The following is a 13,364-nucleotide window of genomic DNA, read 5'->3' as shown; positions in this document are numbered from 1 at the left end:
TTCGAGAACCGATTGATTCCCATGTTCCGCTGTGCTTGGATGAATGAGCAAGTTCGGTTCGTGCCCAAAAAGCATCTTCATGGGAGCGCATATGCAGAACGCCGAAACGCAGAGCACCGCTTTCGAGGTCCTCGTCGAGGACGAGTACGAGACGCCGCAGCACTGTCTGATTCCCAACTGCGTCTGAGCACAGCACCTCCCGCCGCCCGATGCCCCGCATCGGGCGGCGGTCCATACGCCAAGGGGGACAGATGCGGCTACGCATCTCGCGATCGGTCGTCTTCACCTGCAGGAACGGGCAGCTCGTCTGCGACGACCCGGTCAATCACCGTCAGTTCGCCCTGCGCCCGCTGGTGTGGGACCTGCTGCCGCGCTACTCCGCCTGGTCGGAGCCCCGCGAGGAGGACACCGACCTGGTCAAGCAGCTCCTGGAGGCGGGCCTCCTGATCGAGGAGGGCTCGCCGGAGCATCACCGTGAGGACGCGCCCGGCCCGTGGCGGACCTGGGGCACTGCGGCGAGGTACTTCCACCTGGCGTCCCGCACGCACGACGGCGAGCGCTTCGTCTCCGCGGCCGAGGACACCGTGCGGCTGCGGCAGAAGGGGGAGTCGGAGCCGCAACCCGAGCCGTTCAAGCGCTACGGCACGCGACCGGTCCCGCTGCCCGAACCCGCTCCGCTGCCGATGGACCTGGCGCAGGCACTGCGGCGCCGCCGTACGACCAGGCGGTTCGCCCCGGGGCAGCCGGTGAGCCTCAGCCGGCTCAGCACCATGCTGCACTGGGCCGCGGGCGTTCAGTACCGGGTCGACCTGCCGCAGTTCGGTGTCTCGCTCCTCAAGGCCAGTCCGTCCGGCGGCTCACGGCACCCCGTCGAGATCTATCCGGTCGTCCGCGATGTGACGGGAGTGCCGTCGGGGGTCTACCACTACGACCCGGACGCGCACGCCCTAGAACCGCTCCCGGTGGACGCCCCCACCGACGAGGAAGTCCTCCACTGGTGCGGCGACCAGAGCTTCGTGGCCCGCGCCCCCGTCCTGTTCGTGTACTCGGCCGTGCTGGAGCGCTCGGCCTGGAAGTACCCGATGAGCAGGACGTACCGCATGCTGTTCGCCGATCTCGGACATGTGAGTCAGACGGCCTATCTGACGGGCACGGCCCTGGGGCTCGGGGTGTTCTTCACCGCCGCGATCCGCGACGAGACCGTGGAGAAGGTCCTCAGCCTGGACTGGAACGCGGAGATACCCCTGGGCGTGACCGGCTTCGGCACCCCGGCCCCCGACGAGGCCGAGCGGCAGGCAGGGATGCTCGACGGATCGAAGCCGGCGTTCTCCTATCCGCGCGACGAGTGGGACGGGCTGGGATGAGCCCGCGGCGGGTGACCGGCAAGCTGGACGTCCTGCGGGAGCGCGACTTCCGCTGGTTCTTTCTGGGCAGCCTGGCCTCGCTCGTCGGCGACTACATGGCCCCGGTCGCGCTCGCGTTCGCGGTGCTCGCCATCGGCGGCCCCGAGGACCTCGGCCTGGTGCTCGCGGCCCGGGTCGTTCCGCTGCTGGCCCTCATGCTGATCGGCGGTGTGATCGCCGACCGGCTGCCGCGCAGGACGGTGATGCTCTGGGCCGACGCCGTACGCGCGGCGGGCCAGGGCGTGCTGGCCGCTCTGCTGCTGACCGGCTCGGCGCACATCTGGCAGCTGGTCGCGCTGCAAGTGGTGCACGGGACCGCTTCGGCGCTCTTCATGCCCGCCATCACCGGCCTGGTCCCGCAGACGGTGCCCGCGGAGCGGTTGCAGGAGGCCAACTCGCTGTTCAGCCTGGCCCGCGCCGCCGGGAATGTGGCCGGCCCCGTGCTCGCGGGACTACTGGTGGCGTTCGCGGGTGCGGGCTGGGCCATCGCGGCCGACGCGGCGACCTTCGCCATCAGCGGCGTGTGCCTGTGCTTCCTGCCCAAGGCCATCGTCTCCGCCCGGCTGTCGGCGCGCACGATGCTGAGTGATCTGCGCGAGGGCTGGCGGGAGTTCACCGCTCGTCGTTGGGTGTGGACGACAGTGGCCCTGGCGTCCCTGGCCAATATGTTCCAGGCCGCGTACCTGGTGCTGGGCCCCGCCCTGGTGAACGACCGCCTCGGCGGCCCGGTCGCCTGGGGGCTGATCGTGGGGAGCTTCGGCGCCGGGGCCTGCTCCGGCGGCCTGGCGACCCTCTGGCTGAAGATCCGGCTGCCCCTCAGATCGGGGGCCCTGGCGGTCTCGCTGTTCTCCGCCCCGATCCTGGCGCTGGCCCTCGAACTCCCGGCCCCCGCCGTGGCGTTCGCGGCCTTCATCGGCGGCTTCGGCCTGACCTTTTTCAACACCCTGTGGGAGACCACCCTGCAGAGCCGCATCCCCAACGACCGGCTCTCCCGCGTCAGCGCCTACGAGTGGCTGGGGTCCATGGCCTGCCAGCCCCTCGGCATGCTGCTCATCCCCCTGGTCGCGGCGAGCACCGGCCCGCGACCGGTTCTCTGGGTGTGCGGAGTCGCCCTGCTCGTCATGTTTCCCTGCCTCCTGCTCATCCGCGACGTACGGGAGATGCCCTCCGCCGCGGCGCCCAAGATGCAGGCCGCACATGGAAATTGAGGGAGCGTCAGACGGACTCGGCCACCTCGTGTCCGGCCGCACGCAACGCGGCATGGGCATCGGCCACCCGTGCGCGGGGGACCAGCACCAGGTCGCTGTGGAAGGTCGACGAGACGAAGACCGGGACCCCCGCGGTCGCGAGGGGGCCGACGACGGCCGCCAGCATGCCGGGCAGGTCCAGGCCGTGGGCCACGTCCCCGTACAGCCCGGCCCACAGCTCCGTGCCGGACTCCACCCGCGAGGAGTCGGGCACCTCACGGATCACGGTCAGTCCCTCCGGGGCGCGGACCAGCGCCAGCCAGGAGTCGTCCGTCGGGAACAGCCCGTCGGGCAGATGCTCGACGGTGTAATCGGCGGCAAGTACCCGCAGGCGCTGGGTCGGAGGCGTCGTCATCCCGCCACTTTAGGCGCAGCCGCGCGGACGACGACCTCCCCCTCGACCTGCCCCCTCTCTCTTCCCCGTCCACCGGCCACGCATCGGAGGGAACCCGCCGAATGACACAGCAGAAGGCGCCCGGCGCGCCTGTCCAGGTGCTGATCGACCTGGCCCGCGCCGACCGCAACATAGAACGGCTGCACGTCCGGGCCGCCGCGCACGGCGTCCGGGTGCGCGCCCATGTGAAGGGGCACCGCACCACCGAGATCGCCCTGCGGCAGGTGCGGGCCGGCGCCGTCGGCATCGCGGTCACCCAGCTCGCACAGGCCCGCGGCTATGTCGCGGCCGGCATCGACGACGTGGTGATCGCGCACCCCTGGACCGAGCCCTGGCGGTGGCAGGAGTGCGCGGAACTGGCCCGGCACTGCCGCCTGTCGGTGCACGTCGACAGCGTGGCCACCGTGGAGGGCCTGGCCGGGGCGGCAGCGCGGGCCGGGACCAGCGTCGGCGTCAGGCTCCAACTCGGCACCGGTCTGGACGCCACCGCGACGCCCGACGCGCAACTCCTCGCGACGGCACGGGCCGTCGCCTCCCGGCCGGGCCTGCGGTTCGACGGCGTCACCGCCTACCAGGCGCTGCTCACCGCCGGGGCGGCGCGAGACCCGGCCACCACCGGCCGGCTCACCGCCGAGTACGTGCTGCGGATCGCCACCCTGCTGCGGGACGCGGGCCTGCCCTGCCCGGCGGTCGCGGTCGGCGGCACCCCCACCGCCGACGGGGCGCTCGCGGTGCCCGGCGTCACCGAGATCTGCGCGGGCGCCTACGCCCTGCAGGACGCGGGAATGGCGTCGATCGGCTTCTGCGACCCGAGTGATGTGGCGGTCACCGTCACCGCCGGGGACCCGGCGGAGGGCGACCGGGTGCTGGACGCCCACCCCTATCCCTGGCAGTCCCCCTCCGATCACCGGCGGCTGGCCACCACGGCGGGCCCCGGGGCCCGGCTGGCGCCGCCGCACATCTGCGCGCTCACCCCCCAGATCGACACGGTGACGGTGTACGAACACGACGAGGAACGGCTCATCGGCTCGTGGCAGGTGCTCAATGCCCAGGACACGCCCGCCGCGCCACCCGCGACACCGGACCGGGCGGGGCCGCACGACCGCCCGCCGGCCGGCTCCTGAGCGGCGCACGCCCACGGGGAACAGGCCCCTTCCCACGCACACCCGAGAGGCAGGACCACACATGACGAGATCAAATGGAGAAGCGCCGGGAGCGGGCCACGACCGCCCCTGGATGAACTCCCTCCGCCGGGGCCGGGTCCCCGGCCCGCGCCTGCCCCAGCAACGCGTCATGGACGAGGCGGGTCCTGGTACCCGGAGTGTGCACGCCGGGACCTACGAGGACCCGGTCACCGGGGCCGTCGGCACCCCGATCTTCCAGACCACTACGTTTGCCTTCACCGAGGACACCTACGAGGCGTTCGACCAGGGCCACATCAGGGACGTACCGATCTACGGCCGGTACGGCAGCCCGAACCAGTGGGCCGTACAGGAGAAGCTCGCATCCCTGGAGAGCGCCGAGAGCGCCCTGCTGTTCTCCTCGGGCATGGCCGCGATCACCACGACGTTGCTCGCCCTCACCAACCACGGCGGCCACATCGTCTCCTCGCGCGACGTCTACGGCGGTACGTTCAATCTGCTGCGCGAGGACATGCACCAGCTGGGCCGGGAAGTCACCTTCACCGACCCCGTCGACATCGACGCCATCCGCGCGGCTGTCCAGGAGAACACCCAGGTCCTCTTCTTCGAAACCCTGACCAACCCGCTGCTCAAGGCAGCCCCGTTGGTGGAGCTTGGCCGGCTCGCACGGGAGAAGGACCTGCTGCTGGTCGTGGACGGCACGTTCCTGCCACCGGTCTGTCTGCGCGCCCTGGAGCAGGGAGCGCACATCGTCATCCACAGCGCCACCAAGTACCTCAACGGACACAGCGATGTGACGGCGGGCATCGCGGCGGGCCAGCGCAAGTACATCGACCGGATCTGGGCCCAGATGCTCAAGTTCGGCGGCTCACTGGACGCCATGATGTGCTTCCTGCTGGAGCGCGGCCTGAAGACGCTGGCGCTCCGGATGCGTCAGCACAGCGAGAGCTCCGTCACCGTCGCCGAGTTCCTCGCCGGGCACCCCTCGGTGCGCAAGGTCCACCACCCCTCCCGCCCGGACTACCCGTACACCTGGCTGCACGACATGAACCCCGACGGCTTCGGCGGGATGGTGTCCTTCGAACTGGCCGGCGGCGACGAGGCGGCGCTCAAACTCCTGGACCGGCTGCGCATCCCGCTGGTCGCCACCAGCCTCGGCGGCGTGGAGTCCCTGATCAGCCTGCCGTTCAACACCTCCCACAGCTTCCTGACCGAGCGTCAGCGCGGCGAGGTGGGGATCGCGCCCGGCCTCGTGCGGTTCTCCGTGGGCATCGAGGACACGGACGACCTCATCGCCGACCTCGACCAGGCTCTCAGCGGACTCTGAGTCCTACCGAAAGGAACAAACCCCATGCGCAACGGGCTGAACATCACCGGGGTCTCGGAGATGGTGCACGAGATCCGCGAGAACCCCGCGGAGGCCATGGCCCGGTTCGGTGTGGAGACACCCGCGGGTGCGTCCTCCCCGGGGACCGTCGCCTCCCGCACCCTCACGGCCCGCAACGGCACCGTCCGGATGGCCCGCGACTTCCGGCTGTCCCACCGGCTCGCCCTCACCCCCCGGGACCCGGCCGCGCCGCATCCCACGGTGTACGAGGCGGCGCTCGCCTCGCTCGGCGCCTGCGTCCTGGTGACCACGGTCAACGGCTACACTGCCCGCGGCGTCACGCTGGGCGGTATCAGCGTCACCGCCAGGGCCGAGCTGGCGGTCGACGACACGGGGGAGCCGGTCGCCGGGCGCCCCCTGGAGAACATCAGGTGGCGCTGTGACGTCGACGCGGACGCGGACGCCGACATGGCCCGTTCGATCAACCGCCTGGTCACCGCCTTCAGCCCCAATCACCGGGTGGTCCTGGACGAGTCGGTGTGGGACGAGGCCGCCGTCACGCACTCCGACGGGAGTACGGCGCCGGTGGCCGTTCCGCCGCCCGCATCCTCCTCCGGATCCCACGCCGCGTGCCCCGTCGAAGCGACCGTCACCTGGGAGTACGGTTCCGAGGCCGGATTTCGTACCACCGTCCGCGCACACGGCGCGGACCACACGTCGGGCCCGTGGCGGGTCGACCAGGCCAAGCAGATGCTGGGCATCGACCGGGCCCCGAACTCCCAGGAGCTCCTGCTCGCGGCCGTCGGCGCGGAACTGACCGCCCTGCTGGGCGACGAACACGGCCCGGTGCCGCTGCGCGTCATGGGGTGCCTCGACACCCGCGGGATGCTCAATGTCACCCGGGAGGCCCCGAGCCGGTTCCATGGCCTGTCCCTCGAAGCCGCCGCTCCGGGCCCGATGCCGGACGCCGCCGCGCTGTCCTCGGCGCTGTCCACGGCGCTGTCCCGCTCGGTACTGGTGGCCACCCTCGCCACTCCACGCGCGGTGGACGTCGAGCTGTGGCTCCGCGGCACGCGCGTGCTCTCCGTGAACAGCACCACAGCCGAAGCCGAAGCGGTCCGCGACGAGCTCACCGCGCGCTGACGCACCCTCCTGCCCCGCCCGCCCCCTCACGCTATTCGCGCAGGAACTCCTCGGCGTCGCGGGCCAACAGCGCCGCCTGCACCCTGTTCTCGCACTCCAGCTTCGCCAGGATGCGGCTGACGTACGTCTTCACCGTGGCCTCGCTCATCCGCAGCCGCCTGCCCGCGTCCGCGTTGGACAGGCCCTCGCCGAGCAGTGCGAGAACCTCCCGCTCCCGTCCGCTCAGCGCCGCGACCCGCTGCCGCGCCCGGTCGGCGCGGGCCGGAGCCCGCCCCGATGCCAGCTGCTCCACCACATGCCGGGTCGCGGCGGGCGAGAGGTACGCGTCCCCGGCCGCGGCGGCCCGTACCGCCCGGATCAGCTCGGCGGGCGCCGAGTCCTTGAGCAGGAAACCGGCGCCCCCGTGCTCCAGCGCCCGCAGTACGTTCTGCCGCTCGCCGAATGTCGTCAGTACGATCACCCGCGTCGCGGGCACGACCCTGCGCAGCTCGGCCAGGGCCGTGAGGCCGTCCATCACCGGCATCTGGATGTCGAGCAGGACCACGTCCACGGCGTGCGAGCGCGCCAGTTCGACGGCCTCGCGGCCGTTCGCGGCCTCCGCGACGACCTCGATGGACCGGTCCGACGTGAGGATCATCCGGATGCCTGCCCGGATGAGGGGTTCATCGTCGGCGATCACGACCCTGATGTGCGGATCCGTCACCCGTACTCCCGACTTGCCGCTCGTTTTGCCGCTCGCCTTGTTCGTCTTCTTGTCGCTTCTTATCGCTCGACGTCGTAGGACTTTTTCTCGATCAGCTTGCCGTCCTTGAAGCAGAACCGGAAAACCGGCTCGGCGGCGGGATGGTCCGCCGTCGCCGAGGACATCAGGACCAGACAGTCGGCGCCCTCCGGCTCGGGGGGTCCCTTTCCCCCGAATCCGGTCGCCAGAACGGAATCGCCCTTGGGCAGGCTGTCACGGACCGACTTCTCGGACGCGCCGATCTTCACCGCCCGGTACTCGCCGGGGTCGATCATGACCTTGTCCAGCGAGCCCACGAGGAAGAACACCGCGAAGCCGCCCGCCACCGCGAGCAGCACCAGGCTCGCCACGGCGATCCCGCAGCCCATCGCGATTCCGGTGGCCTTGTTGCCGTGCCCGCCCACCATGTCCAGCTCACGCTGCGAAACGGTCCAGTCGACCCCCGGACCGATCGCTCGCGGATCCGACCCCGACCCCGGCGCCTGCTGCCGGAAGTCGTCCTCGGCGTCCACGAAGAGCAACGCGTCCACGCCCCCGGAAGTGCCCTCGGCGGCCTGGGGGAGGCCGTCCGGCCCGTACGGGAGGACGCCGGCCACCCGGAAACCCCCGCCGTCCGTGCGCCCGGCATGGACCATTCCGCCGACCAGCCGCGCGCGCTCACGCAGCCCGGTCAGCCCCTGCCCACCGCTCACGGCCCCGCCCCGGGCGGTCGCCGGAGCGGGGCCGTTCGCGATCTCGACCACCAGGGAGTCCGGTTCGTACCGCAGTTCCACGGTGATCGGGGCGCCTGGCGCGTGCTTGTACGCGTTCGTCAGAGCCTCCTGGACGATGCGGTACGCCGCATGGTCCGCGGCGGCGGCCAGGGGACGCTGCTCGCCGGTGCGCCGCAGCTCTACGCCGTTGCCGGCGGCCCGCGCCGCCGTCACCAGGCCCTCGACACCGGCCGCGCCGCGCGCCGCCGGGTGCCGGTCGTCGGCGGGGTGCGAGGCGGTGTCCGGGGCCTCGACGCCGTCCTTGAGGATGCCGACGACCTGGCGCAGCTCGTGCATCGCGGCCACCGAGGCGTTGCGCAGCACGCCGACGCCCTCACGCTGGCGGTCCGTCAGCGCGGGGTCCACCTCCAGCGCGCCGGTGTGCACGGAGATCAGCGCCAGTTGGTGGCCCAGGCTGTCGTGCATGTCCTGGGCGATGCGCTGGCGCTCGCGCAGCCGCGCCTGACCGGCCACCATGGTCCGCTCGCGCAGCAGTTGGGCGTTGCGCTGCTGGAGGGCGTGCAGCAGGGTGCGGCGCTGCGTCAGATAGCGGCTGGCGAGGCCGGGCACGACCGTGGTCGCCAGGAAGTAGAGCGTGTTGAACAGGCCGAGCGTCAGCGGCGAGAAGGCCGGCCACTCCGAGGCGGCGCTGATGGCGATGAACAGGACGTACGCAGCGGTGAACGCGGCCAGGGCGCGGCCCGCCCCCGCGATCCTGCGCCCCGCGGACCAGCCGGCGACGATCAGCAGCGCCGCGAACCCGGCCACCACGCCGCTCATCGCGCCCGCCACCACGAGCACGCTGACGGGCAGCCTGCGCCGGAGCAGCGACAGGGCGGCGACGGCGAGCGCGGTACCGAGCTGCGCCTGCCCGGTGCTGCCGATCAGCTCCTGGATGCCGGCCGCCAGCAGGGCCAGGACAAGCGCGAGTACGGCCTCACCGGCGATCCGGCGCACGGGCCACGGTTCGGGGCCCACCAGCCACTGCCGTCCCGTACGAAACTTCGATGACACGTTCACGGCCCGAACTCTAAGCAGCCCGCTGCGGCGCCCGCGCCCCTCTTTCGTCGCACGGCTTCGCTACGAAAGAGGACAGCGCACGACGAGGCGGGTGCCGCCGGACCCGAATGGTGTCCGGCGGCACCCGCCTCGCCGTGCTGCCTACTGACCTGTTATCAGGTGTTCTTGTCGCGCTTCGCCGAATCGGCCTCGGCTTCGGCCTGCTTGGCCTGGACCTCGGGATCGAGTGCCTGACTGCTGCCGTCGACCGAGGTCAGCGGCGCACGGTCGGGAACCTCGGTGGCAGCGGGGGGCTCGACCAGCCAGTCGGGGTTGGCCTGCTTGTCCCACCACTTCCAGGCGGCGAAAGCACCGCCCGCCAGCACGCCGATCACGGCGAGGCCCTTGGCCAGACGGCCGGCCCTTGCCCGCCGCTCGTGCTTCTTGACGAGCTTCCTGATCTCGTTCTGCGAGACCTGTCCGCGCAGGGCGGCCAGAGCTGCCGCGCTGCGTGCGGCGGCCTCCTCGCGAAGGGGCTGGGCGCTGGCCACCGCGTGTTCCACACGCGGGACCGTGTAGTCCACGGCCTGCCGGGCGGCGTGCCGGGTGCGAGCGGCGGCCCGGTGCGCGGCCTTGTCGACCTTCGGGGGCACATGGGTGCGGGCCTGCTCCACCCGCGGTGCCACATGTGCTCCGTATTGGACCTTGGCCTGCTGGGCTGCTTGCGACACCTTGGGCGCGAGTCGTACTCGGGTCTCGTGCGCAAAATGCGTGGCCTGGTCCTTGGCCGTACCGGCGTAGGGCGCCACCACTTCCGCGGCGTGCAGCACGCTCTCCTTCGCCGATTCGGATGCGGCGCGCACGCTGTCGATGCGGGTCACTGGATCCTCCTCCTTGGTGGCGGTTCGGTTGTTCGCCTTTCCACCCATTTCGAGATCATGCCTGTCAGCGGCCTCCGAGGCACGTGAGAACAGGCATCCGGGTCATGAAAGGGGTCATGCGAGGTGACTTCGGGCATTGCGGTGCAAGGGGAGCTTGCGAACGACAATGCCACGGTTCGTCGCCGAGCGCCCCGGTTCCGCCGCTACTCGTCGCAAACCGGTCCGTGCGAGGATCGGACATATCAATGCAGATGTTTGAGGAAGGCAGCACCGTGGCCGAGCAGCTTTACGCCACCCTGAAGACCAACCAGGGCGACATCCAGGTACGGCTCCTGCCGAACCACGCACCCAAGACGGTCAAGAATTTCGTGGAGCTCGCCAAGGGTGAGCGCGAGTGGACGAACCCGACCTCGGGCAAGAAGGTCATGGACCGGCTGTACGACGGCACCGTCTTCCACCGGGTGATCAGCGGCTTCATGATCCAGGGCGGCGACCCGCTGGGCAACGGCACGGGTGGCCCCGGCTACGAGTTCCAGGACGAGTTCCACCCCGACCTCGCCTTCGACAAGCCGTACCTGCTGGCGATGGCCAACGCGGGTCCAGGCACCAACGGCTCGCAGTTCTTCATCACGGTGTCGCCGACCGTCTGGCTGACCCGCAAGCACACCATTTTCGGTGAGATCACTGACCCGGCCAGCCAGAAGGTCGTGGACGGCATCATCGCCACGCCGACCAACCCGCGCACCGACCGTCCGGTCTCCGACATCGTCATCGAGACGGTCGTCGTCGAGACCCGCTGAGGCCGCACGGCTTTACGGGAACCATCCCGCCCCGCCCGTCCGTACTGGATAGGCGGGGCGTGGTGCATTGAGCTGCACCGCGGGCTGTACCGCCACTGGCACCGAGCCGATCGGCACCGAGCCGACAGGCACCAGTTTCAAGGGGACCGATGGACCAGCCGCCAGGAAACCCGGACCAGAGCGCCGCCACCGGCGGCCCGCCGACCTGCTACCGGCACCCGGGGCGTGAGACGGGCATCCGGTGCACCCGCTGTGAGCGCCCGATCTGCCCGGAGTGCATGGTCGACGCCTCGGTCGGTTTCCAGTGCCCGGAATGTGTCCGCGATGGCTCCGGCACGGGACACTCCCCGACCGCGAACCAGCCGCGCACGCTGGCGGGCGGCACGACCGCGGCTGACCCGCGCCTGGTCACCAAGGTGCTGCTGGCCATCAACGTGGCCCTCTTTGTCGCGGTGATGGCGACCGAGAGCCGGCTTGTCGGCGATCTCGACCTCATCGGTCTGGCCTTCAATCCACAGGTCAACGAGGTGGTGGGAGTCGCGGACGGCCAGTGGTACCGGCTGGTCACCGCGATGTTCCTGCACCAGGAGATCTGGCACATCGGGTTCAACATGCTGGGCCTGTGGTGGCTTGGCCCCCCGTTGGAGGCGGCGCTGGGCCGCACCCGCTTTCTGGCGCTGTATCTGCTCTCGGGCCTGGCCGGCAGCGCGCTCACCTATCTTGTCGCCGCGCCGAATCAGCCCTCTCTCGGCGCGTCCGGTGCGATTTTCGGGCTGCTGGGCGCCACGGCCGTGCTGATGCGGCGAATGAACTACGACATGAAGCCGGTCCTGGTGCTCCTCGCGCTGAACCTGCTCTTCACCTTCACCTGGAGCGGGATCGCCTGGGAGGCGCACATCGGCGGCCTGGTCGCCGGGGTCGCCCTCGCGATCGGCCTGGTGCACGCGCCGCGCAAGCATCGGACCCTGGTGCAGTGGGGCACCTGCGCCCTGGTGCTGGTCGTCGTTCTCGGCGTGGTGCTGGCCCGCACCGCCGCGCTCTCCTGAACGATTTCCACACCGGTTGTCGCCCAGTTGTCCACAGCGAATGGCGGATCTTGTGCATCCTGTGGGGAACAGCTGTGCCCCTTGTCGCTGAGCTGGGTTTTCCCAGTAAGGACAAGGGGCGGGCCATGTCACCCAGGGGGCCTAGCCAGTCATACCGGCGTCAACACCCTGGAAGTTATCCACAGATCTTCCGACCTTTTCCACCTGTGTGGACAACGCTGTGGATAACCTCTGGTCAAGGCTTGCGGAACCGGCCCGGGACGGACCTGGAACGCGCTACTTCCACTGCGTGGAGACACCGAAGCCGGCGGCGATGAAGCCGAAGCCGACCACGATGTTCCAGTTGCCGAAGGGCTTGATCGGGAGATCGCCCTCGGTCACGTAGAAGACCACGATCCAGGCGAGCCCGATCAGGAAGAACGCCAACATGATCGGCGCGACCCAGCTGCGGTTCGTCAGCTTGATGCTCGTTGCCTGCTTCGAGGCGGAAGGCGTCGTGAATTCTGCCTTCTTGCGGATACGTGACTTCGGCACGAGGGACTCTCCTGTCGATGCGCTGCGTTACCGCGCAGGGAACTGTGGCTGGTGCCTGGGGCGGGAGCTGCGGGAACACTGCCTCCCCCGGGCGTCCGTTAGCGTAGTGCTTCCGCGGCGTAGAAGGAGATAAGGGTACGTTGAGCAATTCTGCCGACTCCCCCACCGAGCCGGCCAGGCGTCCCGTCGGACGCCCCGCCCTGCGGCCGGTCAGGGTTCTGACCGCTGCCGTTTTCGCTCTCGCCGGTCTCATCTTCGTCACCAGTTTCAACACGGCCAAGGGCACCAACATCCGCACGGACGACTCGCTGCTGAAGCTGTCCGACCTCATCCAGCAGCGCAGTCACAACAACGCGGCGCTTGAGGAGTCCACCGCGGCCGTCCGCGGGGACGTCGACGCCCTCGCGCAGCGCGACGACGGCAGTACGAAGGCCGAGGACGCCAAGCTCAAGGCGCTGGAGCAGTCGGCGGGCACCAAGAAGCTCTCGGGCGAGGCCCTCACCGTCACACTCGACGACGCCCCGCCGAACGCCACCGCCAACCCGGGCTACCCCGAGCCGCAACCCAATGACCTGGTCATTCACCAGCAGGACCTGCAGGCCGTCGTCAACGCGCTCTGGCAGGGCGGCGCCGAGGGGATCAAGGTCATGGACCAGCGGCTGATCTCCACCAGCGCCGTGCGCTGCGTCGGAAACACCCTGATCCTCCAGGGCCGCGTCTACTCGCCGCCGTACAAGGTCACGGCCGTCGGCGACCCGGACCGGCTCCAGCGCGCGCTCACGGCCTCCACGGCGATCCAGAATTACCAGCTGTACGTGAAGGCGTACGGCCTGGGGTGGAAAGTTGACGAACACGAGGCGATGACTCTGCCCGGCTACTCGGGCACAGTGGATCTCCACTATGCGAGTCCCGTCGGGTGACCGACGGGTAGTGCTTCGACGGGTAGCGCTTGGG

The 13,364-nt window shown here is 70.3% G+C and carries 13 protein-coding genes; 8 read left to right on the top strand and 5 right to left on the bottom strand.

Annotation, left to right across the window (positions count from 1 at the left end; all coding sequences use genetic code 11):
* Window positions 1-251 precede the first annotated feature (251 nt).
* Both ABCR94_RS03755 and ABCR94_RS03750 read left to right on the top strand, forming a co-directional pair.
* Entirely contained in the window at window positions 252-1,364 is a 1,113-nt protein-coding gene (locus tag ABCR94_RS03755) for a SagB family peptide dehydrogenase (RefSeq protein ID WP_347117519.1), read from the top strand.
* 11 nt (window positions 1,365-1,375) lie between these two features.
* A complete protein-coding gene (locus tag ABCR94_RS03750) occupies window positions 1,376-2,611 on the top strand; it encodes an MFS transporter (RefSeq protein WP_347117518.1) in 1,236 nt (411 codons plus the stop codon).
* Between the two features lie 7 nt (window positions 2,612-2,618).
* Here ABCR94_RS03750 and ABCR94_RS03745 read toward each other — a convergent pair whose 3' ends face one another.
* Window positions 2,619-3,005: an ACT domain-containing protein gene (locus ABCR94_RS03745; protein ID WP_347117517.1), complete on the bottom strand. Its 387-nt coding sequence runs from the start codon at window positions 3,003-3,005 to the stop codon at window positions 2,619-2,621.
* 101 nt (window positions 3,006-3,106) lie between these two features.
* Between ABCR94_RS03745 and ABCR94_RS03740 the strand changes: the two genes are divergently transcribed.
* The 3 genes from ABCR94_RS03740 to ABCR94_RS03730 all read left to right on the top strand — a co-directional run bounded on the left by ABCR94_RS03740 (window position 3,107) and on the right by ABCR94_RS03730 (window position 6,656).
* Window positions 3,107-4,168: an alanine racemase gene (locus tag ABCR94_RS03740; RefSeq protein ID WP_347117516.1), complete on the top strand. Its 1,062-nt coding sequence runs from the start codon at window positions 3,107-3,109 to the stop codon at window positions 4,166-4,168.
* A 61-nt stretch (window positions 4,169-4,229) separates the two neighbouring features.
* A complete protein-coding gene (locus tag ABCR94_RS03735) occupies window positions 4,230-5,513 on the top strand; it encodes a trans-sulfuration enzyme family protein (RefSeq protein WP_347117515.1) in 1,284 nt (427 codons plus the stop codon).
* A 24-nt stretch (window positions 5,514-5,537) separates the two neighbouring features.
* Window positions 5,538-6,656, top strand: coding sequence for an OsmC family peroxiredoxin (locus ABCR94_RS03730; RefSeq protein WP_347117514.1), 1,119 nt, complete (start codon window positions 5,538-5,540; stop codon window positions 6,654-6,656).
* A gap of 31 nt (window positions 6,657-6,687) precedes the next feature.
* Here the strand turns inward: ABCR94_RS03730 and ABCR94_RS03725 are convergent, their stop codons facing one another.
* The 3 genes from ABCR94_RS03725 to ABCR94_RS03715 all read right to left on the bottom strand — a co-directional run bounded on the left by ABCR94_RS03725 (window position 6,688) and on the right by ABCR94_RS03715 (window position 10,030).
* Window positions 6,688-7,359, bottom strand: coding sequence for a response regulator transcription factor (locus ABCR94_RS03725; protein WP_347117512.1), 672 nt, complete (start codon window positions 7,357-7,359; stop codon window positions 6,688-6,690).
* A 59-nt stretch (window positions 7,360-7,418) separates the two neighbouring features.
* Window positions 7,419-9,170, bottom strand: a complete 1,752-nt coding sequence (locus ABCR94_RS03720; RefSeq protein ID WP_347117511.1) for a sensor histidine kinase — start codon at window positions 9,168-9,170, stop codon at window positions 7,419-7,421.
* Window positions 9,171-9,325: 155 nt separating this feature from the next.
* Window positions 9,326-10,030 (bottom strand): DUF5324 family protein, encoded by a 705-nt coding sequence (locus ABCR94_RS03715; RefSeq protein WP_347117510.1) that lies wholly within the window; start codon window positions 10,028-10,030, stop codon window positions 9,326-9,328.
* 272 nt (window positions 10,031-10,302) lie between these two features.
* Between ABCR94_RS03715 and ABCR94_RS03710 the strand changes: the two genes are divergently transcribed.
* Window positions 10,303-10,830, top strand: a complete 528-nt coding sequence (locus tag ABCR94_RS03710) for a peptidylprolyl isomerase (protein WP_347118443.1) — start codon at window positions 10,303-10,305, stop codon at window positions 10,828-10,830.
* 149 nt (window positions 10,831-10,979) lie between these two features.
* Window positions 10,980-11,876 (top strand): rhomboid family intramembrane serine protease, encoded by an 897-nt coding sequence (locus tag ABCR94_RS03705; RefSeq protein ID WP_347117509.1) that lies wholly within the window; start codon window positions 10,980-10,982, stop codon window positions 11,874-11,876.
* A 276-nt stretch (window positions 11,877-12,152) separates the two neighbouring features.
* On the opposite strand, the gene crgA is transcribed toward ABCR94_RS03705, so the two are convergent.
* Window positions 12,153-12,410, bottom strand: coding sequence for a cell division protein CrgA (gene crgA / locus ABCR94_RS03700; protein ID WP_347117508.1), 258 nt, complete (start codon window positions 12,408-12,410; stop codon window positions 12,153-12,155).
* 140 nt (window positions 12,411-12,550) lie between these two features.
* Here crgA and ABCR94_RS03695 point away from each other — a divergent pair, with 140 nt between their 5' ends.
* Window positions 12,551-13,330: a DUF881 domain-containing protein gene (locus ABCR94_RS03695; RefSeq protein WP_347117507.1), complete on the top strand. Its 780-nt coding sequence runs from the start codon at window positions 12,551-12,553 to the stop codon at window positions 13,328-13,330.
* The last annotated feature ends 34 nt before the right edge of the window (window positions 13,331-13,364 follow it).

Origin of the sequence: Streptomyces changchenzhani, from assembly GCF_039766235.1 — a bacterium.
GTDB lineage: Bacteria > Actinomycetota > Actinomycetes > Streptomycetales > Streptomycetaceae > Streptomyces.
The sequence above is the reverse complement of the archived record's forward strand: the minus strand, read 5'-3'. Positions and strand labels throughout refer to the sequence as shown.